The 24,921-nt window shown below is 69.9% G+C and carries 24 protein-coding genes and 1 pseudogene; 14 read left to right on the top strand and 11 right to left on the bottom strand.

The genetic code is table 11. From position 1 onward, the window contains the following. Positions 1 to 25: 25 nt before the first annotated feature. Both IH68_RS49665 and IH68_RS0107065 read right to left on the bottom strand, forming a co-directional pair. Positions 26 to 1,530: pseudogene (locus IH68_RS49665) on the bottom strand (MFS transporter). Positions 1,531 to 1,636: 106 nt separating this feature from the next. Beyond that, complete coding sequence (locus IH68_RS0107065) at positions 1,637 to 2,029, bottom strand: hypothetical protein (RefSeq protein WP_078912352.1); 393 nt, start codon at positions 2,027 to 2,029, stop codon at positions 1,637 to 1,639. Between the two features lie 167 nt (positions 2,030 to 2,196). Here IH68_RS0107065 and IH68_RS0107070 point away from each other — a divergent pair, with 167 nt between their 5' ends. Further along, on the top strand, positions 2,197 to 2,691 hold the full coding sequence (locus IH68_RS0107070; RefSeq protein ID WP_030930077.1) for a DUF1877 family protein: 495 nt from the start codon (positions 2,197 to 2,199) through the stop codon (positions 2,689 to 2,691). A 210-nt stretch (positions 2,692 to 2,901) separates the two neighbouring features. On the opposite strand, the gene IH68_RS0107075 is transcribed toward IH68_RS0107070, so the two are convergent. The 3 genes from IH68_RS0107075 to IH68_RS0107085 all read right to left on the bottom strand — a co-directional run bounded on the left by IH68_RS0107075 (position 2,902) and on the right by IH68_RS0107085 (position 5,777). Next, complete coding sequence (locus IH68_RS0107075; protein WP_030930080.1) at positions 2,902 to 3,459, bottom strand: hypothetical protein; 558 nt, start codon at positions 3,457 to 3,459, stop codon at positions 2,902 to 2,904. Positions 3,460 to 3,555: 96 nt separating this feature from the next. Continuing rightward, positions 3,556 to 4,059: a hypothetical protein gene (locus IH68_RS0107080; RefSeq protein WP_030930083.1), complete on the bottom strand. Its 504-nt coding sequence runs from the start codon at positions 4,057 to 4,059 to the stop codon at positions 3,556 to 3,558. Positions 4,060 to 4,166: 107 nt separating this feature from the next. Next, positions 4,167 to 5,777 (bottom strand): beta-N-acetylhexosaminidase, encoded by a 1,611-nt coding sequence (locus IH68_RS0107085; protein WP_030930086.1) that lies wholly within the window; start codon positions 5,775 to 5,777, stop codon positions 4,167 to 4,169. Positions 5,778 to 5,995: 218 nt separating this feature from the next. Here IH68_RS0107085 and IH68_RS0107090 point away from each other — a divergent pair, with 218 nt between their 5' ends. From IH68_RS0107090 to IH68_RS0107130, 9 genes are all read left to right on the top strand, one after another. Continuing rightward, positions 5,996 to 6,511: a 2-oxo-4-hydroxy-4-carboxy-5-ureidoimidazoline decarboxylase gene (locus IH68_RS0107090; RefSeq protein WP_030930089.1), complete on the top strand. Its 516-nt coding sequence runs from the start codon at positions 5,996 to 5,998 to the stop codon at positions 6,509 to 6,511. Positions 6,512 to 6,763: 252 nt separating this feature from the next. Continuing rightward, a complete protein-coding gene (sdhC, locus tag IH68_RS0107095; RefSeq protein WP_037884595.1) occupies positions 6,764 to 7,144 on the top strand; it encodes a succinate dehydrogenase, cytochrome b556 subunit in 381 nt (126 codons plus the stop codon). 5 nt (positions 7,145 to 7,149) lie between these two features. Next, on the top strand, positions 7,150 to 7,632 hold the full coding sequence (locus tag IH68_RS0107100; RefSeq protein WP_030930095.1) for a succinate dehydrogenase hydrophobic membrane anchor subunit: 483 nt from the start codon (positions 7,150 to 7,152) through the stop codon (positions 7,630 to 7,632). 23 nt (positions 7,633 to 7,655) lie between these two features. Next, complete coding sequence (sdhA, locus tag IH68_RS0107105; RefSeq protein ID WP_030930097.1) at positions 7,656 to 9,410, top strand: succinate dehydrogenase flavoprotein subunit; 1,755 nt, start codon at positions 7,656 to 7,658, stop codon at positions 9,408 to 9,410. Continuing rightward, a complete protein-coding gene (locus IH68_RS0107110) occupies positions 9,410 to 10,183 on the top strand; it encodes a succinate dehydrogenase iron-sulfur subunit (RefSeq protein ID WP_030930100.1) in 774 nt (257 codons plus the stop codon). Before sdhA ends, IH68_RS0107110 begins: the two co-directional genes overlap by 1 nt. A 202-nt stretch (positions 10,184 to 10,385) precedes the next feature. Continuing rightward, positions 10,386 to 10,796 (top strand): VOC family protein, encoded by a 411-nt coding sequence (locus IH68_RS0107115; RefSeq protein WP_030930102.1) that lies wholly within the window; start codon positions 10,386 to 10,388, stop codon positions 10,794 to 10,796. A gap of 97 nt (positions 10,797 to 10,893) precedes the next feature. Beyond that, complete coding sequence (locus IH68_RS0107120) at positions 10,894 to 11,289, top strand: hypothetical protein (RefSeq protein WP_030930104.1); 396 nt, start codon at positions 10,894 to 10,896, stop codon at positions 11,287 to 11,289. Then, positions 11,286 to 11,771: a thiol-disulfide oxidoreductase DCC family protein gene (locus IH68_RS0107125; RefSeq protein ID WP_051833252.1), complete on the top strand. Its 486-nt coding sequence runs from the start codon at positions 11,286 to 11,288 to the stop codon at positions 11,769 to 11,771. The genes IH68_RS0107120 and IH68_RS0107125 overlap by 4 nt, the downstream gene beginning before the upstream one ends. A 9-nt stretch (positions 11,772 to 11,780) precedes the next feature. Next, positions 11,781 to 12,515, top strand: coding sequence for a TetR/AcrR family transcriptional regulator (locus IH68_RS0107130; RefSeq protein WP_030930108.1), 735 nt, complete (start codon positions 11,781 to 11,783; stop codon positions 12,513 to 12,515). Between the two features lie 14 nt (positions 12,516 to 12,529). On the opposite strand, the gene IH68_RS0107135 is transcribed toward IH68_RS0107130, so the two are convergent. Further along, positions 12,530 to 14,935, bottom strand: a complete 2,406-nt coding sequence (locus IH68_RS0107135) for an MMPL family transporter (RefSeq protein ID WP_030930109.1) — start codon at positions 14,933 to 14,935, stop codon at positions 12,530 to 12,532. A 166-nt stretch (positions 14,936 to 15,101) separates the two neighbouring features. Between IH68_RS0107135 and IH68_RS0107140 the strand changes: the two genes are divergently transcribed. Both IH68_RS0107140 and IH68_RS0107145 read left to right on the top strand, forming a co-directional pair. Then, complete coding sequence (locus tag IH68_RS0107140) at positions 15,102 to 15,791, top strand: response regulator transcription factor (protein ID WP_030930110.1); 690 nt, start codon at positions 15,102 to 15,104, stop codon at positions 15,789 to 15,791. Next, positions 15,788 to 17,236, top strand: coding sequence for a sensor histidine kinase (locus IH68_RS0107145; protein ID WP_030930111.1), 1,449 nt, complete (start codon positions 15,788 to 15,790; stop codon positions 17,234 to 17,236). The genes IH68_RS0107140 and IH68_RS0107145 overlap by 4 nt, the downstream gene beginning before the upstream one ends. Before the next feature lie 14 nt (positions 17,237 to 17,250). Here IH68_RS0107145 and IH68_RS0107150 read toward each other — a convergent pair whose 3' ends face one another. The 4 genes from IH68_RS0107150 to IH68_RS0107165 all read right to left on the bottom strand — a co-directional run bounded on the left by IH68_RS0107150 (position 17,251) and on the right by IH68_RS0107165 (position 21,013). Next, positions 17,251 to 17,652 carry an ATP-binding protein gene (locus IH68_RS0107150; protein WP_030930112.1) on the bottom strand — a complete coding sequence of 134 codons (402 nt, stop codon included), beginning with the start codon at positions 17,650 to 17,652 and terminating at the stop codon, positions 17,251 to 17,253. A 95-nt stretch (positions 17,653 to 17,747) separates the two neighbouring features. Continuing rightward, positions 17,748 to 19,304 carry an ABC transporter substrate-binding protein gene (locus IH68_RS0107155; RefSeq protein WP_030930113.1) on the bottom strand — a complete coding sequence of 519 codons (1,557 nt, stop codon included), beginning with the start codon at positions 19,302 to 19,304 and terminating at the stop codon, positions 17,748 to 17,750. Between the two features lie 185 nt (positions 19,305 to 19,489). Further along, entirely contained in the window at positions 19,490 to 20,722 is a 1,233-nt protein-coding gene (locus IH68_RS0107160) for a metallophosphoesterase (RefSeq protein ID WP_030930114.1), read from the bottom strand. 51 nt (positions 20,723 to 20,773) lie between these two features. Next, positions 20,774 to 21,013, bottom strand: coding sequence for an SCO4848 family membrane protein (locus tag IH68_RS0107165; RefSeq protein ID WP_030930115.1), 240 nt, complete (start codon positions 21,011 to 21,013; stop codon positions 20,774 to 20,776). Between the two features lie 91 nt (positions 21,014 to 21,104). Here IH68_RS0107165 and IH68_RS0107170 point away from each other — a divergent pair, with 91 nt between their 5' ends. Continuing rightward, positions 21,105 to 22,385, top strand: a complete 1,281-nt coding sequence (locus IH68_RS0107170; RefSeq protein WP_030930117.1) for a D-alanyl-D-alanine carboxypeptidase family protein — start codon at positions 21,105 to 21,107, stop codon at positions 22,383 to 22,385. Here IH68_RS0107170 and IH68_RS0107175 read toward each other — a convergent pair. Then, positions 22,330 to 23,295: a YihY/virulence factor BrkB family protein gene (locus IH68_RS0107175; protein ID WP_030930119.1), complete on the bottom strand. Its 966-nt coding sequence runs from the start codon at positions 23,293 to 23,295 to the stop codon at positions 22,330 to 22,332. The two genes, IH68_RS0107170 and IH68_RS0107175, sit on opposite strands and share 56 nt — an antisense overlap. Before the next feature lie 200 nt (positions 23,296 to 23,495). Here IH68_RS0107175 and IH68_RS0107180 point away from each other — a divergent pair, with 200 nt between their 5' ends. Further along, positions 23,496 to 24,851, top strand: coding sequence for an FAD-binding oxidoreductase (locus IH68_RS0107180; protein ID WP_030930121.1), 1,356 nt, complete (start codon positions 23,496 to 23,498; stop codon positions 24,849 to 24,851). Positions 24,852 to 24,921: the final 70 nt, after the last annotated feature.

Here is a 24,921-nt window from a genome sequence, read left to right on the forward strand (position 1 = left end):
GGTCCGCTTCCCCCAGCCCGGCAGTTCACATCGCCGTATCCACCAGTTCGGGCGTCCGCTCCTGCGCAGCTTGCGGGGTGGGCGCCCGGTCCGCGTTCACGACCAGGCCCGCGATCGTCGCCGCCAGCAGCAGCGACCCCATCGCCCACCAGGTGGCTACGTTGAACCCGTGCACGGTCGCCTCCGCCTGCAGCGAGCGCGGGTCGACCCCGGGCCCCGCATGCGCCGTCAGGTATCGCGCCGTCACCGTCGCGGCGATCGTGTTCAACAGCGCCGTACCGATCGAACCCCCCACCTGCTGGGCGGTGTTGAAGGTGGCGGAGGCCGCTCCCGAGTCACGCGGCGCGACGCTTCCGGTGGCCAGCGAGACGGACGTCATCATCGCCGTTCCCATGCCGAGGCCCAGCATCAGCATGCCGGGCAGGATGTGCGAGGCGTAGGCCGGTTCGGTGCCCACCTGCGCGATGATCGCGAGCGCGCCGGCCGCCACCAGCAGCCCCGGCACCATCAGCATCCGCGGCGGCACCTTGCCCAGTCCGCGGGCCGCGATCTGGGTCGAGCCGACGATCATCCCGGCGGTGATGGGCAGATAGGCGACACCCGTCTTGACCGGCGAGTATCCGAGCACGCCCTGCATGTAGTACGTCAGGAACAGGAACACGCCGAACATGCCGATGGTCACGAGCAGCGTCGTCAGGAAGGCGCCGACCCGCTGACGGTCCTTCACCACCGACATCGGCAGCAACGGCACCCGCGCCCGCGTCTGCCAGAACCCGAACGCCGCGAGCAGCACGACCCCGCCGGCGAGCAGCGTCAGCACCAGCCCGTCGTGCCAACTCCTCGACTCCGCCTCGGAGGAGCCGTAGACGAGGGAGAGCATTCCGGCCGAGCCGAGCAGCGCGCCGGGCACGTCGAGGCGGGCGTCGGGGTGGCGTTCGCCGGGTGCGAGCAGGGCCAGCGCGCCGAAGAAGGCGACCAGCGCGATGGGGACATTGACGTACAGGCACCAGCGCCAGTTCAGGTACTGCGTCAGGAATCCGCCCGCGAGCAGACCCACCGCGGCACCGGCCCCGATGATCGCGCCGAAGATGCCGAAGGCCTTCCCGCGGTCCTTCGGATCGGTGAACGTGGTCGCGAGCAGCGACAGCGCGGACGGCGCGAGCAGCGCGGCGAACACGCCCTGCAGGGCCCGCGCCCCGAACAGCATCCCGGAGTTGACGGCGGCCCCGCCGAGCGCGGAGGCGGCGGCGAAGCCGAGCAGTCCGATCACGAAGGTGTTCCTGCGGCCGGCCAGGTCGGCGACGCGGCCGCCGAGCAGCAGCAGTCCGCCGAAGGCCAGGGTGTACGCGGTGATGACCCTCCCCCACTGCCCTAAAGGCGTGGGGGGACCCCCAGCCGGTTCCCGTCCGACATGTGCAGTGCGGCCTGGGCGGAGGGCAGGGCGATGTTCACGATGGTCATGTCGAGGACGACCATCAACTGGGCGAGCGCAATGACGACCAGCGCCCACCAACGGCGGTTCTCGGCCATGGAGGCCTCCCGAGTCGTACCGTCCCGAGGTCGCCTCCATGCTCCCTCCGGGCGCCACCGTTTGGGAACGCAAGCGTCTCTTATTACGGCGATTTTGCCGCCGCGGTCACCTTCGGACGCCGTCGGTCGCATCCCGGCACAGCAGCCGCAGCGAACCGTCGCCGTTCCAGCAGCGCCGGGCCTCGTCGAAGGGGTCCCACATCCGACCGTCCGGGGTGCGTATCCAGTGGTCGCCGCCGGTCGCCCACCACTCGGCGCCCGCCTGACGGACGATCACTTCACCGGCGTACGCCCCGAAACCGCGCAACACGCTCTCCACCGCGGCGTACGGCGCCCCTTCCTGCCGTATCCCCTCGATCATCCGGTCGACGCGCCACAGGCTCTGCGCCGAGTAGTCGAGGCGCAGCCGTGCGCCCTCACGCATCGCCGCGACCGCGTCCGCCGCCCACCGCACGGGCTTCGTCGCCGCGCTCGGCCTGGTCTCGTGGAAGGTAGTCACATAGACAGGAGCGGGGTCGGCGGGCCATCCGTCACGCGATTTCCGGGGAGTTCCCGATACCGGCGCAGTACCGCCCCACTGCCACCGCAGGACTGTCACAGGACTCCCTCAGGTGGGAGTTCTGCCCGGGAGTGACGCTTCGCCCCTTCCGTGCGCTCCTCTCACTGATGAGCCTGTACTTCCATCTCCGCGCGGTGCCGCCCTCGGCCCTGCGCAACAGCGCGAACTGGCTGCAACGGCTGTTCGAGGACGACTGGGACACCGTGCGCCGACGGATCGACCGCCACCGGGAGGAGATGCTGGACCACCACTACGTCGACCACGACACCCTCTACGCGGGAGCGCCCCCGCACCGCACCAAGGAGGGCCCCCGGGCCCACGTGATCCTGGGCGGCCGCCCGGTCCCCCACCACGACCCCGAAGAACCACCCTTCCTGCTCCTGACCGCGGCGCAGGTGGCCCAGGTGGCCGTGTTCCTCATATCGGCCGACATCGAGGCCCTGTGGCGCGGGGTCCGTGACGACCTGCTCCCCCGCTACGGCGGCCCCCGGACGGAACAGGAGACCCACGCCCTCCTCACCGCGACCCACCGCGACCTGACGGCGTTCTACACCCAGACGGCCGAATACGGCGACGCGGTGGTGAAGTGCCTACTGCGCTGAGACGTCCGGGTCTCTTCAGGGGACGCCGGAACGGCTTTCCGAGGGGCGGGAAGCGGTAGTTTCGAGGCGCCGGAACGGCTTTTTCGAGGGGCGGCCAGCGGCTTTTAGGGGGCGCGGGGCTGTGACATGTGCGGCTCCGCCGCGCGGGCGCGACCAGCCACAACGCACCCGCAGCCAACCACCGACCGCCCCCGGCACAACCTCACCGCCCTACCCGCGGCGCGCCCTTCGCGAGACCACCGCCTGCAAAACCCGCCGCCCCTCGATGGACACCTCCAGCGCCTGCCGCAGCCCACCCACCCCATGCCCGGCAAGCAACTCAAGCACGGCGACCTGTCGCCGCAACTCCGCGGCGACGAGCGGCGACATCCCCTCGGTACGCCCCTCCCGCCGGGAATCCACCGAAGACGCCTCGTCCTCCAGCGGATCAAGCATCCGGTGTATCTGCAGCGCGGCGACCGAACACGCATCGGCCCACAATCGCACCTGAGCCCCGGACCGCTCGGCCGGCGCAGCCTCCAGCATCCGGCGGGCCAGCAGCGCGGCCTCGCCCTCGCCCGGCTTCTCGGGACCGCCCAGCCTCCCGCGCGCCTGCTCCAGCCGCTCGCCCCAGTCACCGACGTCACCGGAGTCCGCGAGGCTGGCCCAGAGCGGCCGCAGGATCTCGTCGTCACCGCCCAGCAGCGGCACACACCGATCCAAACAAGCCAACCCGCTGGCGGCCAGTCCGCGTTCGTCGGCCTGAGCGATCAGTTCCACCAGGCTCATCCACGCCTCCTTCTGCGGGTCCCGTACCGGGCCCAGCAGGGCTCTTCCCTTACGGAGCCCGCACTTCCCCTTACTGCGTGCGACGGCTCGCGAGTGTCACAGCGGTACCACACCGAGCCGATCGAGCAACTGGAAAAAGAGGTTTTCGGCCAACGGATCGGCGTCGGAGGTCAGAACGTCCAGCAACGGCCCGGTGTCCACGTCGTGCCCCGCCTCGGCCGCCCAGGCGACCGCCCGGCCGGCCGCGTCCCGGGGTTCCAGGAAGTAGTCCTCGATGGTGAGCCCCTCGCTCGCGGCGCCGAGGTACCCGGCCATCGCGGCCCGCGCGAGACACGTGGTCCATGCCCCGCTCTCGGGCGCCGCCGCCTCGACCACCACACAGTCGCTGTCCATGACGTACCCGAAGAGCGCGGGCGCCCCGGTCTCGGCGGCGAGGACGTTCATGTTCCCGACCTCGCCGTCCCCGCTCGGGTACTCCCAGACCTGCCAGCCACCGTCCGCCGACGACCGCTGCACCATGCCCTTCGCCCCGGCGAGGGCGTCGAGTTCCGCAAGCGGCCGCTCGCTGCGGCCCACGACGAAATACCCCCAGTAGCCCATCCCGGCCCCCCACGGCTGTGTCACCTTCGACTCGCGCCGAATACACCACAGTCGTACGACAGTTCGCAGCTGTATGGGCCAAGAAAGCCACGGCCGTCAGGGCGCGCTCAGCCCAGCCGACCTGCCAGCGCCTTGAACTGCGTCCACGACAGTCCCGGCCGCCCCGGATCCCACAGCTTCTGCACCGTCGCCCGCAGCGGCATCCGGATCCCGGCCGCGACCTGGTTCTGCGTCTGCGAGTTCGCCAGGTCGCACCAGACGGCGAAGGACCCGCCGAGGATCTGCCCGTCGTACCTCGACGGGACGGCCGTCGTGCCACGCACCACGCGCGGCGTCCACTGCTCGTAGATCCGCTGCCCGGTCGGGTAGACGAAGTTGTTGGGCTGCCCGAGGACGTAGTACAGGAACTCGTCGTTGTAGTTGATCAGCTTCCGCCCGGCGCTCAGATACTCCACCGGCTGCCGGGCGCCGATCTCCTTGCCCGTCCAGTACGCGACCTGCAGATCCTTCGCGGGCTGCACGGACGTCCCCCGGAAGAACCCGTCGTTCCACACCCGCATGGTCCGGTCGTGGCCCCGGATCGTGTCGGCCCGGTCGTTGAGCCACCCCGTGGTCAGATCGGAGACGGTGCCGGCGGCCCCGTACTTGTTCACCGCGGCGGTGGCCAGCTGCGGATAGGAGGCGGCCGGGTTGGACACCATCAGCGCCAGGTACTCGTCACCGCCGAGATGCCACTGGCTGCCGGGGAAAAGGCCGGCGTACTCGTTGAGGAGATCATCGACGATCTTGGCGGCGGCCGGCTTCGAGATGTCGACGGCCCCCTTCGCCGCCACGCCCCGCACATTGCGCAGCTGCAGATCGGGATGAGCGGCGAGGACGGCCCCCAGATGCCCGGGCGAGTCGATCTCGGGCACCACGGTGATGTGCCGGGCGGCGGCAAGATCGATGATCCGCTTCACCTCGGCCTTCGTCAGATGCTGCTGCGAGACGATCTCGGGATGCGTGTCGGACTCGATCCGGAACCCCTGGTCGTCGGAGAAGTGCAGCCCCAGCTGGTTGAACTTCAGGTCCCCGAGCTCCCGCACCCGGTCCTCGATCCAGCCCGCGGTGAAGTGCTTGCGCGCGATGTCCAGCATGAACCCGCGCACCGCCTTGGCCGGCCGGTCGTCAACGACCCCCTCGGGCGCCGTCCCCCCGCCGTGCACCTCCTGCTTGAGCGTCCGCGTGCCGTAGAACACCCCGGCATCCGTCGGCCCGCTGATGTTCACCCGGCCACCGCGCACGGTCATCGCATACGACTCCGGGTTCGCTCCCTCGTCGTCGTTCAGCGCCAGCCGTACGTCCCCGGCCTGCACGTCGTCCTTCTCACCCGCGTACGTCAGCCCCAGCTCACCGGCGATCAGACGCCCCTCGTCGGCCAGATCGGCATCGTTCACGACGACGCGCTCACCCCGCACCGGACGCCAGCCGGGCCCACGCGCCGCGGTGTGGGAGCGCACGGCGGGGATGGTCTGCGGAGCCTTCGACAGGGGGTACGAACGGGTCGGGCGAGGCGCCGGACTCCGGCCGTCCGAGGTGCTGGGCGCCGCTGCGGATCTGCCGGCGGACGCCGACTGCTTCTGCGCGGACCCGGCCGGCCCGCTGTCGTCGCCGGAGGCCCAGAACCCCAGGCCGATCCCGAGCGCGACGGTCCCGGCGAACGCACCCGCGATGATCATGCGCCGCTGCTGCTTCACGTTCTGCGCCGGGGACCGGCGCCTGTGCTGGCTCACATCGTCAACCTAAAGCCCACAGACAACACGGCGCGTCCACCACGCATTCCGAAACTCTCTCTTGCGGGTGAAATTCGGGCATCCGTCGGACACGTCACGCCCAATCTCGATAACGTAAGACCACATCTCTCGCAGTTCTCACAGCATCCTCTGCCGAAACACACGTGACGCCCACACACCTTCCTGGCCGAGTCGCCGCCATACCGACGCTGCCCACCATCCTGGACGCCTTCAACATCGCGCCCACGGAAGAGGCCCGCAACCTCCTCCTGGACTGCCTCCGCAGCCTCCGCTGGGCCCATCGGGTGGCAGACCACCGCCCCTACCCGGACATCGACTCCCTACTCGCCGCATCGGACGAGGCGGCGTACGACCTGTCCCCGGCGGACCTGTCGGAGGCCCTGGCAGGCGAGACATTGCCGCCGCTGCCGGACGAAACGTACGCAATCGCCTACACAGCCCTGAGTGCAGCCCACGCGGCATACGAGGCAAAGTTCGGCCACGCCTTCGTGATCTGCCTGGAGGGCCTGCCCCCGAACGAGGCCCTGGATCACGCATTGGCAGGCATCCGGTCACGTCTGACGAACGACCCGGAGGAGGAACGGGTGGTTGCGGCAGAGGAGCTCCGGCGCCTGGCAAGGCAACGGTTGGTGCAGCTCCTGAGGGGCGCGGGGCTGTGACGATGTGCGGCTGCCGCCGCGTGGGCGCGACCAGCCCCACGACGCCGCACCCGGCAAATAACAGGACACCCCACCCCAGAAGCCGCAAACGCTAACCCATACGCGTGCCACTTTGATCACACCGGTAGGCCCCCCGTAAAGCTTGCGGCAGCGCGTCGCTACGATGCTGGGGGCCGGTGGACCGTACCCGGCCGGGCCCGACCGACAGGCAAAGCCGGCGCGGCCCCAATCCCCGCTCCCGGAGGGACTTCCGTGCCGGCTGGAACGCTGTACCGCGGCCGGGAAGGAATGTGGTCCTGGGTGGCTCACCGAGTCACCGGCGTCCTCATCTTCTTCTTCCTGTTCGTTCACGTGCTGGACACCGCTCTCGTCCGTGTCTCCCCCGAGGACTACGACAAGGTCGTAGCCACGTACAAGACCCCGATCGTCGCTGTGCTGGAGTACGGCCTCGTCGCCGCCATCCTCTTCCACGCTCTGAACGGCCTGCGCGTCATCGCCGTCGACTTCTGGTCGAAGGGCCCGCGCTACCAGAAGCAGATGCTCTGGTCCGTCGTAGGCCTGTGGGTCGTGCTGATGCTCGGGGCGATCTACCCCGTCCTCGGTCACGCCGCTCGTGAACTGTTCGGGAGCTGACACCGATGGCCACCACTGAAACCCCCGCGTCCGGGATCGGCCCCGTCGAGGGCGGCTCCGTCCACAACGTCGACAACCCGGCGCCCCTCATCGAGGCCCCGCGCAAGCGCACCAAGAAGTCCCCGAAGTCGACCCGGGGCAACTTCGAGATGTACGGCTGGCTCTTCATGCGCCTGTCCGGCATCGTGCTGGTCGTCCTGGTCCTCGGCCACCTGCTGATCCAGCTCGTGCTGGACGGCGGCGTGTCGAAGATCGGCTTCGCCTTCGTGGCGGGCCGCTGGGCGAGCCCGTTCTGGCAGGTCTGGGACCTGCTCATGCTGTGGCTCGCGATGCTGCACGGCGCCAACGGCCTGCGCACGGTCATCAACGACTACGCGGAGCGCGCGAACACCCGGCTGTGGCTCAAGGGCCTGCTCTACACCGCCACGGTGTTCACCATCCTGCTGGGCACGCTGGTGATCTTCACCTTCGACCCGAACATCCGCTAGGCACGGGGCTGAGGCAACCACTCATGAAGATCCACAAGTACGACACCGTCATCGTCGGCGCCGGCGGCGCCGGTATGCGCGCCGCCATCGAGTCGACGAAGCGCAGCCGCACCGCCGTGCTGACCAAGCTCTACCCCACCCGCTCCCACACGGGCGCCGCGCAGGGCGGCATGGCCGCCGCGCTGGCCAACGTGGAGGAGGACAACTGGGAGTGGCACACCTTCGACACGATCAAGGGCGGTGACTACCTGGTCGACCAGGACGCCGCCGAGATCCTGGCGAAGGAGGCCATCGACTCGGTCCTCGACCTGGAGAAGATGGGCCTGCCGTTCAACCGCACCCCGAACGGCACGATCGACCAGCGCCGCTTCGGCGGTCACAGCCGCAACCACGGCGAGGCCCCGGTCCGCCGGTCCTGCTACGCGGCCGACCGCACCGGCCACATGATCCTCCAGACGCTGTACCAGAACTGCGTGAAGGAGGGCGTGGAGTTCTTCAACGAGTTCTACGTCCTCGACCAGCTGATCACCGAGGTCGACGGCGTCAAGAAGTCGGCCGGCGTCGTGGCGTACGAGCTGGCGACCGGCGAGATCCACGTCTTCCAGGCGAAGGCCGTGATCTACGCGTCCGGCGGCTGCGGCAAGTTCTTCAAGGTGACGTCGAACGCGCACACCCTGACCGGTGACGGCCAGGCGGCCGTGTACCGGCGCGGGCTGCCGCTGGAGGACATGGAGTTCTTCCAGTTCCACCCGACCGGCATCTGGCGCATGGGCATCCTGCTGACGGAGGGCGCCCGTGGTGAGGGCGGCATCCTCCGCAACAAGGACGGCGAGCGCTTCATGGAGAAGTACGCGCCGGTCATGAAGGACCTCGCGTCCCGTGACGTCGTCTCCCGCTCCATCTACACGGAGATCCGTGAGGGCCGCGGCTGCGGCCCCGAGGGCGACCACGTCTACCTCGACCTCACGCACCTCCCGCCGGAGCAGCTGGACGCCAAGCTCCCGGACATCACCGAGTTCGCGCGGACCTACCTCGGCATCGAGCCCTACACGGACCCGATCCCGATCCAGCCCACCGCGCACTACGCCATGGGCGGCATCCCGACGAACGTCGAGGGTGAGGTCCTCAGCGACAACACCACGGTCGTCCCGGGCCTGTACGCGGCCGGCGAGGTCGCCTGTGTGTCGGTGCACGGCGCCAACCGCCTCGGCACCAACTCGCTGCTGGACATCAACGTGTTCGGCCGCCGGGCCGGCATCGCGGCGGCGGAGTACAGCCAGACGGCGGAGTTCGTCGAGCTCCCGGAGAACCCGGCGGAGCTCGTCGTCTCGCAGATCGAGCAGCTGCGTACGTCCACCGGCACCGAGCGCGTGTCGGTCCTGCGCCGCGAGCTGCAGGAGACCATGGACGCGAACGTCATGGTGTTCCGCACCGAGCAGACGATCAAGACCGCGGTCGAGAAGATCGCCGAGCTGCGCGAGCGCTACAAGAACGTCGCGATCCAGGACAAGGGCAAGCGGTTCAACACCGACCTGCTCGAGGCCGTCGAGCTGGGCAACCTGCTCGACCTGGCCGAGGTCATGGCAGTGTCGGCGCTGGCCCGCAAGGAGTCCCGCGGCGGTCACTACCGCGAGGACTACCCGAACCGCGACGACGTCAACTTCATGCGCCACACCATGGCGTACCGCGAGGTGGGCGACGACGGCACCGAGTCCATCCGTCTCGACTACAAGCCGGTCGTCCAGACCCGCTACCAGCCGATGGAGCGTAAGTACTGATGGCAACCCCGACTCTGGAGAAGGCGGACGCGGCCCCCGAGCCCGGCTTCGCCGACTCCCCGTACATCACCGTCACCTTCCGCGTCCGCCGGTTCAACCCGGAGGTCTCGGCCGAGGCGACCTGGGAAGACTTCCAGCTGGAGATCGACCCCAAGGAGCGCGTCCTCGACGGTCTCCACAAGATCAAGTGGGACGTCGACGGCACGCTGACCTTCCGCCGTTCCTGCGCCCACGGCATCTGCGGCTCGGACGCGATGAGGATCAACGGCAAGAACCGTCTTGCCTGCAAGACCCTCATCAAGGACATCAACCCCGAGAAGCCGATCACGGTCGAGCCCATCAAGGGCCTGACGGTCCTCAAGGACCTCGTGGTCGACATGGAGCCGTTCTTCCAGGCGTACCGGGACGTCATGCCCTTCCTCATCACGAAGGACACGAACGAGCCCACGCGTGAGCGGCTGCAGACGGCCGAGGACCGCGAGCGCTTCGACGACACCACGAAGTGCATCCTGTGCGCCGCGTGCACCTCGTCCTGCCCGGTCTTCTGGAACGACGGCCAGTACTTCGGTCCGGCCGCCATCGTCAACGCGCACCGCTTCATCTTCGACTCGCGCGACGAGGCCGGCGAGCAGCGCCTGGAGATCCTCAACGACCGTGACGGCGTGTGGCGCTGCCGCACGACCTTCAACTGCACGGACGCCTGCCCGCGCGGTATCGAGGTCACGAAGGCGATCCAGGAAGTGAAGCGGGCACTGATCACGCGCCGCTTCTGACCTGTCTTTTCTGTAGGTCTGCCGTACGTCTTCCGTACGTCGCTGAGGGCCCCGCTCCCGGAATCCGTTCCGGGAGCGGGGCCCTTGCTCGTATCCGTTGCCAGGGACGGGGAGCATGTCGGGAACGGCGTCGCTCGCCCCAATGAGTGACCCAGCACGGCCGGTCCCCACAGGTGCGCTCCACCGCTCCTATTCTGACGGTATGTCAGATGACCAGTCGTACGAACTGCTCGGATTCGACAACGTGCTGCTGCCCGTCGGGGACCTCGCCGTGGCGGTCGACTTCTATCAGCGCGCCGGGTTCACGGTGGGCTTCCGGTTCGACGAGGCCGGGATCGCCCTGCTGAAGGTCGGGGGCGAGACACCGGGGATCCTGCTGCGGCAGGAGGAGGAACTGGGGCACCGGTCGCCGCCGTGGCCCTCGCCCCGCGTGTGGATCGAGGTGGCCGACGCACGGACGGCGGCCGGCTCCCTCGCCGCGGCGGGCATCCCGCTCCTCGACGACCCCTTCTCCGTCGCCACGGGCTGGACCGCGGAGATCGCCGATCCGTGGGGCAACATCATCGGATTCACCGACTACAGCAAGCGCCCGGAGCTCGGCCGCCGCCCCTGAGGCCGCAACCGCCGCGAGATCCCGCTTGAACGCGTTCAAAAATAGGTCTACAGTCATCCCTGTCAGCGTTTTGAACGCGTTCAATAAGGGGTGGGGCATGGACCGCACGGTCATCGCCTACGTCATCTACCTGCTGGTCAGCATCGCGCTGACCATCTGGGTGGCCCGCACGCTCAGCCGCAACGGACGGATCTTCCTCGCCGACGTGCTGAAGGGCAACGAGAAGCTCGCCGAGGCGGTCAACCACCTCCTGGTGGTCGGCTTCTACCTCGTCAACCTCGGCTTCGTGGCCCTGTACCTGAGCGGTGACGAGACCATCGAGGACACCAGGGGGATCTTCGAGGCCCTGTCGACCAAGATCGGTGTGGTGCTGCTGGTGCTCGGTGTGATGCACCTGGGCAACGTGTACGTCCTCAACAGGATCCGGCGGCGCGGGATGCTGGAGCGGGAGCAGGTGCCGCCGGTCGCGCCGCAGGACTGGGTCGGGGCGTGAGCGAGGTGGGTGCCACGAAGGCGGACCGGGTCCCGGTCCGCCGGCTCACCGTCCTGTACGACGCCGAGTGCGCGCTCTGTGCCTTCCTTCGCGACTGGCTCGTACGGCAGCCTCAGCTCGTGCCGCTGGAGCTCGTGCCCGCGGCATCCGAAGCGGCCCGGCGGCGCTTCCCCGGCCTCGACCACGGCGCCACCCTCGACGAGATCACCGTCGTCGGCGACGGCGGGCAGGTCTACCGGTCCGCCGCCGCCTGGATCGTCACCCTGTGGGCGCTGCGCGAGCACCGCCCGCTGGCCCACCGGCTCAGCACGCCGGCGGGGGCGAGGCTCGCCAGAGGCGCGGTCCTCGCGGCGGCGAAGTGGCGGGGCGCGCAGTGGGGCGGGCAGGTGTACCGCCGCACGGACGGGTGGGCCTACCACCCGGGCCAGGGCTGGACGTACAGCGCACCGGGCTGCGACGGCGGCTCCTGCGTCACCCCGTAGGCTCGTTCCGTGCCTGCGAAGAACGACGGCCCCGACGAGGGCGGCAACCCCAGCAAGTCCGAGCAGACCCGTGCGCTGATCCTGGAGACCGCGATGCGGCTGTTCCAGGAGCGGGGCTACGAGAAGACGACGATGCGGGCCATCGCCCAGGAGGCCGGCGTCTCCGTCGGCAACGCGTACTACTACTTCGCCGGCAAGGAACACCTGATCCAGGGCTTCTACGACCGGCTCGCCGCCGAGCACCGGGTGGCGATCCGGGGGGTCCTGGACCGGGAGACCGATCTGGAGGCGCGGCTCGCGGGCGTCCTGAAGGTGTGGCTGGACATCGCCACGCCGTACCACGAGTTCGCGGTGCAGTTCTTCAAGAACGCCGCCGACCCGGACAGCCCGCTCAGCCCGTTCTCCGAGGAGTCGGAGCACGCGCGCGTGGAGGCCATTTCGGTCCACCGGGAGGTCCTGGCGGGCGCGACGAAGACCAAGGTCCCGGAGGAACTCCGCGATGTCCTGCCCGAGTTGATGTGGCTCTCCCAGATGGGGCTGGTCCTGTACTGGATCTTCGACCGGACGGAGGGGCGGGAGCGGAGCTACCGGCTGGCCGAGCGGGGGGCCCGACTGACGGCGCGCGGTGTGTCGCTGGCGCGGTTCAGGGTGCTGCGCCCGCTGGTGCGGGAGGTGCACGAGCTGTTCACGGACTTCCTGCCGGGGATGACGAAGGTGCTGCCGACCCCCGGCAAGTCGTCCTGAGGCGCGGGACGCGGTCAGTTCACCGCGTCCACCTCCCCCTCGGCGAGCTCCACGTCGTACACCAGCGGCCCGTCCGTCACCACGACCTGTGCCGCCCGTGAGCTGTACGAGGAAGCCGTGGTCGCCAGCAGATACGTGCCCGGCGCCGGTACCGACACGATGTACGAGCCGTCCGCCAGTGACGTCACCCGGTCCAGCTGACGTCCGCCCTTGGACAGCAGCGTCACCGCGGCGCCGTCCACCGGTTCGCCGTCGGCGGTGCGGATGAAGCCGTGCACCGCCGAGGCCGGGCCGTTCACGGCCCGCTCCACGACGGCTTCCTCCTTCGGCTCCACGGCCAGGTGCGGAAGCCGCTTCTCCAGCCAGGCCGGCAGCCACCAGTTGGAGTTGCCCAGCAGATGCATTGCGGCCGGCACCAGTGCCGTACGGAGGATGAACGCGTCCAGGGCGACCGCGGCAGCCAGGCCGACGCCCGCCATCGCCGCCCCCGAGTCGCCGCTCAGCACGAAGGCCAGGAAGACGCAGACCATGATCAGGGCCGCGGAGTTGATGACCCGGCTGGTCTCCGCCAGACCGACGCGGACCGCGCGGGCGTTGTCGCGCGTGTGCACCCACTCCTCGTGCATCCGGCTCACCAGGAAGACCTGGTAGTCCATCGAGAGACCGAAGAGGAGGGACAGCATGATGACGGGCAGGAAGGCGTTGATCGGGCCCTCCTTGCCGAGGCCCAGCAGGTCAAGGCCCCAGCCCCACTGGAAGACCGCGACGAGGACGCCGAAGGAGGCGGCCGCGGCGATCAGGTTCATCAGGGCGGCCGTCAGCGGCACGACCACGGAGCGGAAGGCGATCAGCAGGAGCAGGAATCCGAGGCCGATGATCGTCGCGACGAACAGTGGCAGACGGTCGCCGGTGACGGATGCGAAGTCCTTGGACACCGCGGTCACACCGCCGACGTGGGCCTGGGCCCCGGCCTTCGGGATCACCTGGTCCCGCAGTGTGTCGATCAGGTCGTCCGTCTCCTTGGACTGGGGTGACGTCTTCGGTACGACCTGAATGACCGTCACGCCCTGCGCGGGCGGCAGGGCGGCGACGCGGGCCACGCCGGGGGTCGACTCGATGCCCTTGACCAGCGCGGTTGTGTCGCCGGTCTGGGTGACCACCTGGAGCGGGCCGTTGAAGCCGGGGCCGAAGCCCTCGGCGAGCAGGTCGTACGCCTTCCTGGTCGTCGTCGACGCGTCGTCGTTGCCCTGGTCGGTGGCGCCGAGCCGGAGCGACAGCACGGGGATGGCGAGGACGGCCATGACGACCAGCGCGAGTGCGGCGATCCGGCGGGGGCGCTTCTCGACGTTGGTCGACCAACGGGCCGCGAGGCCGCTCGCCCGCTCCGGCTCGGGACCGTCGGCGGCGAGCTTGCGGCGCTGACGGCGGCTGAGCACCCGCGGGCCCAGGAAGCCGAGCAGGGCCGGGAGCAGGGTGGTGGCGGCCATGACGCTGAGCACCACCGTCAGCGAGGTGCCGATGACCACGCCGTCCAGGAAGCGCAGTTGCGTCACGAGCATGCCGGCGAGCGCGATGCAGACCGTGCCGCCCGCGAACAGCACCGCCCGGCCGGAGGTGTTGAGGGCCGTGACCGCCGACTCCTCGGGGTCCAGGCCGCGCAGGATGCCCTTTCGGTGCCGGGTGACGATGAACAGCGCGTAGTCGATGCCGACGCCGAGGCCGATCAGGGAGGCGAGCAGCGGGGCGATGTCGGGGATGTCGGTGGTGTGGCTGAGCAGCTGGGTGGAGAACAGGCCCATGCCGACACCGAAGACCGCGATGGCGATCGGCAGCATCATCGCGAAGAACGAGCCGAAGGCCAGGAACAGCACGACGGCCGCCGCGACGATGCCGACCATCTCCGACAGGCCCTGCGGCGGCTCCTGGACACGCTGGATGGCCTGGCCGCCCAACTCGACGTGCAGGCCGCTTCGTTCAGCTGCCTGCGCGGTGTCGAGGACCTTCTGCACCTGTTCCTTGGGGATTTCGTTCGCCCGCTTGACGAAGGTGAGCTGGGCGTACGCGATCGTGCCGTCCTTGCTGATCTGGGTGGCCCCCTGGGTGCCGGCATAGGGGCTGGTGACCCCGCCGACGCCGGGCAGCTTCGCAATCGTGTCCAGGGCCGGTTGGACGCGGTCCTGGACCGCCGGGTCCTTCACCGAGCCCTGGTCGACCTTCCACACCACCGTGTCGGTGTCGCCCGAGGTGTTCGGGAAGGCCTTCTCCATCAGGTCGTACGCGCTCTTGGAGTCCGTGTCCGGGAGGGAGAAGACGTTCGCGTAGTTCGTGCCCGCCGTCGAGGCCGAGAAGCCCAGGCCGAACAACGCCCCCACCCACAGCAACAGGACCACCAGCCGGTGCCGATAGCACCACCGTGCCAATGCCGCCACGATTCAACGCTCCTTGTCGGTCGTCGGTCGGTCCCCCAGGTCCTGGGCAACAGGATTGGGGGCGCGGCTCGCGCGAGGGTGGGCTACGCCATGACTCTCAAGGAACTCCAAAGACGGATCGGGCCCCGCTGTCAGTGGCCCGCCCGATACTGGGTGCATGACGACGGCTCCAGGCACCGTGCTGGTGGTGGAGGACGAGCCGAGCATCGCGGACGTCCTCGCCATCGCCCTGCGCTACCACCGGTTCGAGGTGATGATCGCGGGCACCGTCCGCGAGGCCCTCGCGCTCGCCGAGCGCACCCGGCCCGACGCGGCGCTGCTCGACGTCATGCTCCCGGACGGGGACGGGCGGGCGCTGGGGCGCGAACTGCGCGCGAAGCGGCCCGACCTGGCGCTGGTCTTCCTCACCGCGCGGGACTCGCCCGCCGAGATAGTCGGCGCCCTCGGCTTCGGCGACGACTACATCACCAAGCCGTTCAACATCGACGAGGTCGTCGCCCGCATCACCGCGGTCCTGCGGCGCACCCGCACGGCGGACGTCCTGCCGCAGCGCCCCCCGCTGCGCTACGGCGACCTGGAGCTGGACGAGACGACGTACAGCGTCCACCGCGCCGGCCGCACCGTCGAGCTCACCCCCACCGAGTACGCGCTGCTGCGCTTCCTGGTGCGCAACGGCGGCCGGATCGTGCCCAAGGAGCAACTCCTGCGCCATGTCTGGCAGTACGAGCACACACCGCCCGAGTCGACCGTGGTGGAGACCTACATCAGCTATCTGCGGCGCAAGCTGGACGCGCTCGGCCCGCCGATGATCACCACGCGGCGTGGTGTGGGATACGGGCTGGCATGAGGATCCGGTGGCCGCACTGCGAGCGCGGCATGCATTCGCTGCGCGCCAAGCTGACGCTGGCGAACGTCGCACTGCTGGCCCTGGGCATCGTCGCGGCGACCGCGGTCAGCCTGATGGGCATGCGGTACTACCTGCTGAACCAGGTGGACGCCGAACTGAACAAGACCCGGCAGTCGCTGGGCGGTTCGCTCACGATGGACCAGATCGACGCGCTGGGCGCGCTGGCGATCGTCCGCGACCGGTTCATGCCGCAGCACGACGAACAGGCCCGGCCGGACTCGATCCTCACCGCCGTGGATGCGCACGGGAAGCCGGTCTCCCTGGCCCGTTTCGCCCCGACGGACACCCAGCGCGCCCTGGCGAGCGCCGTGGACGATCCCCGCGCCCTCGCCAAGGCCGCCGACCCGCACGACATCAGGGTGCACGGCGCCCGCTACCGCGCCACCGCGACCCGCCTCGCCGACGGCACGTACATCCTGTTCGCCACCTCCACCGACGCCCTCCACCAGGGCATGCTCAAGGCCCTCAGGCTCGACCTCGCCATCGGCACGCTGCTGCTGGCGCTGCTGGCCTGTCTCACGATGATGAGCGTCAGCCGCCGGATGCGGCCGCTGGAGGACATGGTGGAGACGTCGACGGCGATAGCCGAGGGCGACCTGACCCGGCGCATCCCGTCCAGCACGCATCCGACGCAGGAGGTCGAACAGCTGCGGCTCGCCCTGAACTCCATGCTCCACCAGGTGGAGTCGGCGTACCGCACGCGCGAGCACAGCGCGGCCCAGCTGCGCCGCTTCGTCGCCGACGCCTCGCACGAGCTGCGCACCCCGCTGTCGGCGATACGCGGCTATCTCCAGCTGTACGACAGGGGCATGCTCAGCGACCCGGACGAGCGCAAGCGGGCCTGGGAGCGGGTGCTGGCGGAGACGGACCGCATGGGGCGGCTCGTCGACGAACTGCTCACCCTCGCCCGGCTCGACCAGCAGCCCGAGCTGCGCTTCAGGAACGTCGACGTGAGCCGTCTGGTGCGGGACGCGGCCGAGGACCTGCGGGTGCAGCAGCCGGAGCGGCCCATCAAGGTCGCGGCCGACGGCGCCGTGCTGGTGCACGCCGACGAGTCGGGGCTCAGACAGGTGCTGGGCAACCTGGTGGGCAACGTACGCACGCACACGCCCGAGGACGTGGCGGTGCGGCTGGGTGTGGAGCGGGAGGACGGGGTGGTCCGGCTGTGTGTCGCGGACGAGGGTCCGGGGCTGTGCGAACAGGACGCGGCGCGGGTCTTCGACCGCTTCTTCCGGGCCGGCGGCGGCGCGGGCAGCGGGCTGGGCCTGGCGATCGTCCAAGGGGTGGTGCAGGCGCACGGCGGGGAGGTCGCTGTGTGCACATCGCCGGGCGAGGGTCTGGCCGTGACGGTCACACTGCCGTCCCGGACGGCCGTACGGCCATGACTACCGGGCGGTGCTCAGGGGTTGACGATGACGAGGGCCCACACCGTCTTGCCGTGGTGCCCTCTGCTCCACACCCCCCAGGCCGCCGCGACGGTCTCCACCAGATGCAGGCCGCGGCCGCTCTCCTCCCCCTCGCCGACCAGCCGTAACCGGGGCTCCAGCCGGCCCTCGTCGGAGACCTCTATGAGACAGGAGCCGTCCGCGAGCGCGGTCACGGCCACCTCGAACTCGCGCTCCAGGAGCGGTCCGTGGCGTACGACGTTGGTCGCCAGCTCGGACACCAGCAGCACCGCGTCCGCCAGCGCCGGATCGTCCGGCCCGTGCCCCCAGTCGGCCAGATGGTCCCGCACCCGGCGCCGGGCCAGACCGACGGATGCCGGATGCCGGGGCAGCCGGAAGGAGTTGCGTCTCAACACGTTTGCTCCTCACCCCGCGCACACCTCCGTCACAAGGTCCCGCGTCAGGTGAGCGTCCGACGTCACGGGGGCGAATGTCAACGCCGCGAGTCGCGTCAGATCCAGTTGAGGCTCCAGAGCCGGAACACACCGGTGCCGTCGTCGAGATACTGGCTGCCGCCGACGTCCTCGGTGCTGAGGACGTACTCCTTGCCCTGCCACAGCGGGATGACCGGCACGTCGTGGGCGACGTCCTGCTGCAGCGTGCTGAAGTCGGAGGCGGCGTCGCCACGGTCGGCGTACCGCTGGCTGGCCTGGATGAGCTGGTCGACGGCCTTGTTGCTGTAGCCGGTGTTCATGGTTCCCCTGGTGCCGACGAGCGGGGCGCCGAAGGTGTCCGGGTCCGGGTAGTCGGCGACCCAGCCGACGGCGTACGCGTCCAGCTTGCCGGTGGCCCAGGCCTCCTGGAAGGACGTCCACCCGTAGCCCTTGAGGGTCACCTTGAACAGGCCGCTCGCCTCGAGCTGCTTCTTGATGGCCTGGGCCTCCGCCTCGGAGGAGCCGCGGTTCTTGGCGTAGCCGTAGGTGAAGCGGACCGGCGTCGTCACGCCGGCCTCGGTGAGCAGGGCCTTCGCCTTCTTCGAGTCCTGCTTCGGGTAGGCGTCGAAGAACGAGGTGGTGTGGCCGGTGATGCCCGTCGGGATCAGCGAGTACAGCGGGTCGACGGTCCCCTCGTACACCGTTGCGGCCAGCTCCTCGCGGTCGATCAGCCACGCCATGGCCTGCCGGATCCTGGGGTCGCGCAGAGGCGCGTTCGCGCGGGTGTTGAGGTAGAGGTTGCGGGTCTCGGAGCTGTCGGACTCGGACAGGCGCTGGTTCGGGTCGCTCGCCGAGAGCCCGGACAGCACCTTGGGCGGCAGCTGACGGGTGGCGACGTCGATCTTCTTCGCGTTCCAGGCCTTGTCGAGGGCGTCGGAGTCGACGTAGTAGAGCAGGTCGACGGGCCGGCCCGTCTTCTGGACGGCGCCCTTGTAGTGCGTGTTCGGCGCGAGAGCCGCCTTCTTGCCCTTTGTGTACGCCGTCAGCTCGTACGGCCCGGTGCCGTCGGCGCCGGGGTCGGTGCGCAGGCTGTTCTTGGGGTACTTGTGGCTGTCGACGATCGAGCCTGCCCCGGTGGCCACCTTGAACGGGAAGGTGGCGTCGGGCGAGGACAGATGGAAGGTGACCGTCAGTCCGTCGGCGTCGACCGAGCCGAGCGTGCTCAGCAGCGAGGACGGGCCGACGTCGGACTTGATCGCCTTGACCCGGTCGAAGGAGTACTTGACGTCCTCGGCGGTCATCGTGCGCCCGCTGGGAAAGGCCAGCCCCGTCCGCAGCGTACAGCGGTAGGTGGTCAGATCACTGCCCGCGAAGGCGCAGCTCCGGGCCGCGTCGGGCACCGGCGAGGCGCCGCCCGGCTCGAAGGTCAGCAGCGACTGGAAAACGTTGCTGAACAAAGCCCAGGACCCCGCGTCGTAGGCGCCGGCCGGGTCGAGCGAGGTGACCTCGTCCGTCGTGCCGACCTCGATCGTCCTGTCGGTGTTCTCCTGCGACGGCAGCAGCTGCCAGCCGCCGACTCCCACGCCCGCCAGTACCAGCAGTGTCGCGAGAATCCGCATGCGAACCGAGCGCATCGGTTGCCCTCCCCGGCCCTGACGGGCCCCCACCCATATGCCACTCCCCTAGTGGCGCGGCTCACCTAATCACAGGTGTTTCAGCTGGGGGAAGAGGGATTTTGCGAGTTGAGAAAGCCGTTACCGCAAGCGGTTTCGGGGAGATTTCACAGCGCTCTCACAGGGCGTGCGACGAGCGGTTTCAGTCAGGCCCGCGTCGACGCCAGTTCGATCACCGTGATGTCCGACGGCGCGCCCACGCGCGTCGGTGGCCCCCAGGCACCCGCGCCCCGGCTGACGTAGAGCTGTGTGTCGCCGTAGCGCTCCAGGCCCGCGACGGTCGGGTTCGCGGCGGCCGCGACGAAGTTGCCGGGCCAGAGCTGGCCGCCGTGGGTGTGGCCGGAGAGCTGGAGGTCGACGCCGTGCTTGACCGCGTCGTGGATCTGGACAGGCTGGTGGGCGAGGAGCACGCACGCGCGTGCCGTGTCCCGGTCGCCGAGCGCCTTGCCGAAGTCGGGGCCCTGGCCCTCGCTCTCGCCCGCGATGTCGTTGACGCCGGCGAGGTCGAACCATGGCAGTTCGGTGCGGGCGTTCTCCAGCGGGTGCAGCCCCAGCCGCCGGACCTCCTCGACCCACTGCTCGGCGCCGGAGAAGTACTCGTGGTTGCCGGTGACGAAGTACGAGGGCGCCTTCAGCTGCGACAGCGGTGCCGCCGCCGGGCCGAGGTTCTTCACGCTGCCGTCCACCAGGTCGCCGACGACCGCCACGATGTCCGGCTGGGTCGCGTTGATCGTGTCGACGACCTTCTGCGCGAAGCCCCGGCCGAGGATCGGGCCCAGATGGATGTCGCTGACCACGGCGATGCGGTAACCGTGCGCCGCACGCGGGAGTTTGGCCAGCGGCACGGTGACGCGCTTCACACCGGGGCCGCGCAGGACGCCGTAGGTGCCGTAGCCGACCGTTCCCACGGCGGCGGCGGCCGCGGCTCCTGCGACCACGCGTGACACGAAGAGGCGGCGCGACGGCTCCGGGAGCGGTGCGGGCCCGGGCTCGGCCTCCGGCGCCTTCGGAGGTACGGATCCCGCCGGCACCGGCTGCTCCTGCGGTACGGCCGCCGTGGCGCGCACCCGCCGCGCCGGCAGGCGGCGCAGCAGGGGCCGTACGAGCTCGCCCGCCACCACGGCCAGCAGCAGATAGATCGACAGCGCGAGCCACAGGAAGCCCGGCCAGGCCAGGACCTGCTGGAGCCAGAAGGGCGCGCCGGCACGCTCGCCCGCGACGGCCCCGACCGCCAGCACCCAGCCACCCGCGATCGCCGCAGCACCGGCGCGGCGCGCGAGGCCCGGGCTCCGGGTCGTGTCGCGGAACAGACGGCGCCACAGGTACCAGTTGCCCGCGACGAGAACGCCGAGCGCCAACAGGGCGAAGACGATGACCATCGTGCCGTGACCCCCGTTGCCGGTTCTGCCGTTTGTGTGTATTTGCCGCTGTTATGAGGTCTGGCGCAAAGCGCGCAGTCCGCGCAACCCGATGCTCCCGATGACCGTCCCCAATACGAAGGAGACGACGGCGAGCGTCAGATGCACCCAGAAGTACGCCGTCGGGTGACCGTCGTCGAACGCGAGCCCGCTGCCGTCCTTGATGAGATTTTTAACGAAAGTGACCCAGATGACCCAGGACCACACCCCGAAGGCGAGCAGGAACCAGGAGACCGGGCGGCTGAGCTTCATGCGTTCAGTATCGCCGCCGCCTCTTTCGTTCCGTGTCCGGGGTGGGGTGGGAGGCGGGACTTCACGGCCCGTGGCATGTACTTTCTCGTCCGTGTCCGCTCCCCAGAAGACCGTCAGGCGATCCCTGCTGGTCACCTCCGCCGTCCTGTCCTCGATCGCGCTGACCGCGCCCGTCACCTTCGCGGCCCCGAGTCCGTCGCCGAGTCCGACGGCCACTCCCCCGGCGGACATGTCGTCCGTGGGCGGCGCCCGTCTGGGGCAGCCGGGCACACAGGTCGATCTGGGCAGCGGCGCACCCGTACTCCCCAAGGACATCACCGCGCGCTCGTGGATCGTCGCCGACGCCGAGTCGGGCGAGGTGCTCGCCGCGCACAACGCGCACTGGCGGCTGCCCCCGGCCAGCACGATGAAGATGCTGTTCGCGGACACGGTGCTGCCGAAGTTCCCGAGCACCCAGAAGCACGAGGTGGCGCCCTCCGACCTGGCGGGCATGGGCGCCGGTTCCAGCATGGTCGGGATAAAGGAGGGCGAGACGTACACCGTGCGCGACCTGTGGCTCGGTGTCTTCCTGCGCTCGGGCAACGACGCGGTGCACGTGCTGTCGGCAATGAACGGCGGCGTCGACACCACCGTCGAGGAGATGAACGAGCACGCCGAGGAGCTCCAGGCCCTCGACACACACGTGGTCACGCCCGACGGGTACGACGCCCCGGGGCAGGTCTCGTCCGCGTACGACCTGACGCTGTTCGCCCGCTCCGGGCTGCAGAAGAAGGACTTCCGCGAGTACTGCTCGACGGTGCGCGCGAACTTCCCGGGCGACACGAAGGAGAAGAAGGGCAAGTCGGTCCGTGAGTCCTTCGAGATCCAGAACACCAACCGGCTGCTGACCGGCGACTCCGACGTCTCCGTCTACCAGGGCATCGCGGGCGTCAAGAACGGCAACACGACGAACGCGGGCGCGACTTTCACCGGTGTCGCCGAGCGGAACGGCAGGGTGCTGCTGGTCACCGCCATGAACCCGGAGAAGCACGAGCACAACGAGGTCTACAAGGAGACCGCCAAGCTCTTCGACTGGGGCTTCGCGGCGGCCGGGAAGGCGCGGCCCGTGGGCGAGCTGGTGGCGCCGAAGAGCGCCGCGCAGTCGGGCGGCCAGTCCGGTGGGAACGCGTCGGCGGGCCAGGCGGGCGGGGCCGCCGGCAAGGCGTCGGGTTCGCCGGTGGCGAGCGCCTCGGCCGCGGGCCGCTCCGGCGGCATGGGGGTCGCCTTCGCCATAAGCGGTGGGGTGCTGGTGCTGCTCGCGGCGGCCGCGTTCCTGGTCAACCGCCGCTGGCCGCTGCCCGATCTGGTACGTCGCCGGTCGTCCCGTCCGTGAGGCCTTCCCCGCCGTCCTGCGCGTCTCCCTGATCGGGCTCGTCCGGCTCGTGCGGCTCGTCCTGCTCGCTCTGCGTCGCCGTCCACGCGGCGCAGAACAGGACCAGCTTCGCCGTGAAGTTGATCCACAGCAGCAGGGCCACGGGCACACCGAAGGCGCCGTACATGCTTTTCGCGGCCACGCCCTGCATATAGCCGCTCAGCAGCGTCTTCAGCAGTTCGAAGCCGACGGCGCCGGTCAGCGCCGCGACGATCAGGCGGCGGCGCCGCGGTTCGACGCCGGGCAGCAGTGTGAGGACGTACAGGAGCAGCAGGAAGTCGGCGAACACGGCGACGGCGAACGCGGCGATGTACAGCAGGACCCCGCCCCAGCCGCCCTTGTCGATGCCGAGCTGCCGGATGATCCAGCCGACCATCGCGGAGGCGACGGTGGAGGCGGCGAGCGTGACGAGGACGGCGCCGCCGAGGCCGACGAGGATGCCCAGGTCCTTGGCCTTGCGCAGGAAGGGGTTCTCCTCCTCGTCGGGCAGCTCCCACACCGCGCGCAGGCACTCGCGCATCGAGCCGGCCCAGCCGATGCCGGTGAACAGCAGGGCCGCGCCCGCGATGAGGCCGATGGTGCCGGCGTTCTGGACCAGGTTCTGGATGTCGAGCTGGTCGGAGATGCCGGGCACCTGCTCGGCGAGCTTGTGCTGCAGGTCGTTCTGCTGCTTCTCGCTGAGCGTGGCCGCGGCGATCGCGGCGGCCACGGTGAGCAGCGGAAACAGCGCGACGAAGCTGGTGAACGTCATCGCGGCGGCCAGCCGGGTCCACTTCACCCTGTCCAGACGTTCGAACGACCGCCACGCGTGCGTGAGCATGAGGCGCGCCAGCAGCGGCCCGATGACGGGGAGCTTCTTGAGCCAATCCATGATCAGACTCTCCCCCAGGTGTGGAAGACCAATGTGCGAGTACCCCGAAAACCCGGCACAGTGCCGCGCGGAGGTCGGCACGAGCACTCCCGAGGGCGCCTCGTTTCACTATTGAGCGACATCCCATTAATCACCCATTTCGGGTAGAAACGTCACGTTTCAATGCTGACCGGTTATATAGGGGCGATACGGTCACCGACATGTCTGCCGACACCGCTCCTGTCACCGTCACCGGCTGGGGCCGCACCGCTCCCACGGCGGCCCGTGTGACCCGCCCACGGACGTACGAGGAGGCCGCGGCCGCCGTCCGGGACTGCGGGGCCCGCGGAGGCATTCCCAGGGGCCTCGGACGGGGTTACGGGGACGCGGCGCAGAACGCCGGCGGCGCGGTGCTCGACATGACGGGCGTGGACCGCATCCACGCGATCGACGCCGACGGCGGCACCGTGCTGTGCGACGCGGGTGTCTCCCTGCACCGGCTGACGGAGGTGCTGCTGCCGCTGGGCTGGTTCGTGCCGGTGATGCCCGGCACGCGCCATGTGACGGTCGGCGGCGCGATCGGCTCGGACGTCCACGGCAGGAACCACCACGTCTCCGGCTCCTTCTCCCGGCACGTCCTGTCGCTGGAACTCCTCACCGCCGACGGCGGGATCCGCACCGTGAGCCGCGGCACGCCCCTCTTCGACGCCACCACCGGCGGCATGGGCCTGACCGGCGTGATCCTCACGGCCACCATCCGGCTCCTGCCGGTCGAGACCTCCCTGATGTCGGTGGACACGGAGCGCGCCGCGGACCTCGACGACCTGATGGCGCGCCTGACGGCCACCGACCACCGCCACCGCTACTCGGTCGCATGGATCGACCTGCTGGCCCGCGGCGCGGCGACGGGACGCGCGGTCCTCACGCGCGCCGACCACGCCCCGCTCGACGCGCTGCCTGCACGCGCGCGTGGAGCGCCACTGGCGTTCCGCACCCGGCAGTTCCCTCCTGCCCCCGCCCACCTCCCGGAGGGCCTGCTCAGCCGCACCACCGTCGGCCTCTTCAACGAGCTCCGGTACCGGACGGCGCCACGCGCGCGTACCGGCCGACTGCAGCGGATCTCCAGCTTCTTCCACCCCCTGGACGGCGTGCCGCACTGGAACCGCATCTACGGCCGCGGCGGCTTCGTGCAGTACCAGTTGGTCGTCGGACACGGCCAGGAGGACGCCCTGCGCCGGATCGTGCGGCGCATCTCCGAGCAGCGCTGCCCGTCCTTCCTGGCCGTCCTCAAGCGCTTCGGAGCGGCCGCCCCGGGGTGGCTGTCGTTCCCCGTGCCCGGCTGGATGCTCTCCCTGGACCTCCCGGCGGGCCTGCCCGGGCTCGGCGCCTTCCTCGACGAACTCGACGAGGAGGTCGCCACGGCCGGCGGCCGCGTCTGCCTCGCCAAGGACTCCCGCCTGCGACCCGAAATCCTCGCCGCGATGTACCCGCGCCTCGACGACTTCCGGGCCCTGCGCACGGAACTCGACCCGCGCGCGGTGTTCACGTCCGACCTGTCCCGCCGTCTCGCCCTCTGACCATGCGCTGCATCGGCCGGGGGCCCGGGGGTTGGCCCCCGGGAGACGCAGCACGTCCGATCCATCCCGC

The organism is Streptomyces sp. NRRL S-646 (assembly GCF_000720765.1).
In the GTDB taxonomy this organism is placed as follows: Bacteria; Actinomycetota; Actinomycetes; order Streptomycetales; family Streptomycetaceae; genus Streptomyces.

Excerpts from the sequence above, each read along its gene's own strand:
- IH68_RS0107070 (WP_030930077.1), top strand. The coding sequence starts at position 2,197 with ATGAGCCTGTACTTCCATCTCCGCGCGGTGCCGCCCTCGGCCCTGCGC.
- IH68_RS0107075 (WP_030930080.1), bottom strand. The coding sequence starts at position 3,459 with ATGAGCCTGGTGGAACTGATCGCTCAGGCCGACGAACGCGGACTGGCC.
- IH68_RS0107080 (WP_030930083.1), bottom strand. The coding sequence starts at position 4,059 with ATGGGCTACTGGGGGTATTTCGTCGTGGGCCGCAGCGAGCGGCCGCTT.
- IH68_RS0107085 (WP_030930086.1), bottom strand. The coding sequence starts at position 5,777 with ATGATCATCGCGGGTGCGTTCGCCGGGACCGTCGCGCTCGGGATCGGC.
- IH68_RS0107100 (WP_030930095.1), top strand. The coding sequence starts at position 7,150 with ATGGCCACCACTGAAACCCCCGCGTCCGGGATCGGCCCCGTCGAGGGC.
- sdhA (WP_030930097.1), top strand. The coding sequence starts at position 7,656 with ATGAAGATCCACAAGTACGACACCGTCATCGTCGGCGCCGGCGGCGCC.
- IH68_RS0107110 (WP_030930100.1), top strand. The coding sequence starts at position 9,410 with ATGGCAACCCCGACTCTGGAGAAGGCGGACGCGGCCCCCGAGCCCGGC.
- IH68_RS0107115 (WP_030930102.1), top strand. The coding sequence starts at position 10,386 with ATGTCAGATGACCAGTCGTACGAACTGCTCGGATTCGACAACGTGCTG.
- IH68_RS0107120 (WP_030930104.1), top strand. The coding sequence starts at position 10,894 with ATGGACCGCACGGTCATCGCCTACGTCATCTACCTGCTGGTCAGCATC.
- IH68_RS0107140 (WP_030930110.1), top strand. The coding sequence starts at position 15,102 with ATGACGACGGCTCCAGGCACCGTGCTGGTGGTGGAGGACGAGCCGAGC.
- IH68_RS0107145 (WP_030930111.1), top strand. The coding sequence starts at position 15,788 with ATGAGGATCCGGTGGCCGCACTGCGAGCGCGGCATGCATTCGCTGCGC.
- IH68_RS0107155 (WP_030930113.1), bottom strand. The coding sequence starts at position 19,304 with ATGCGCTCGGTTCGCATGCGGATTCTCGCGACACTGCTGGTACTGGCG.
- IH68_RS0107160 (WP_030930114.1), bottom strand. The coding sequence starts at position 20,722 with ATGGTCATCGTCTTCGCCCTGTTGGCGCTCGGCGTTCTCGTCGCGGGC.
- IH68_RS0107165 (WP_030930115.1), bottom strand. The coding sequence starts at position 21,013 with ATGAAGCTCAGCCGCCCGGTCTCCTGGTTCCTGCTCGCCTTCGGGGTG.
- IH68_RS0107175 (WP_030930119.1), bottom strand. The coding sequence starts at position 23,295 with ATGGATTGGCTCAAGAAGCTCCCCGTCATCGGGCCGCTGCTGGCGCGC.
- IH68_RS0107180 (WP_030930121.1), top strand. The coding sequence starts at position 23,496 with ATGTCTGCCGACACCGCTCCTGTCACCGTCACCGGCTGGGGCCGCACC.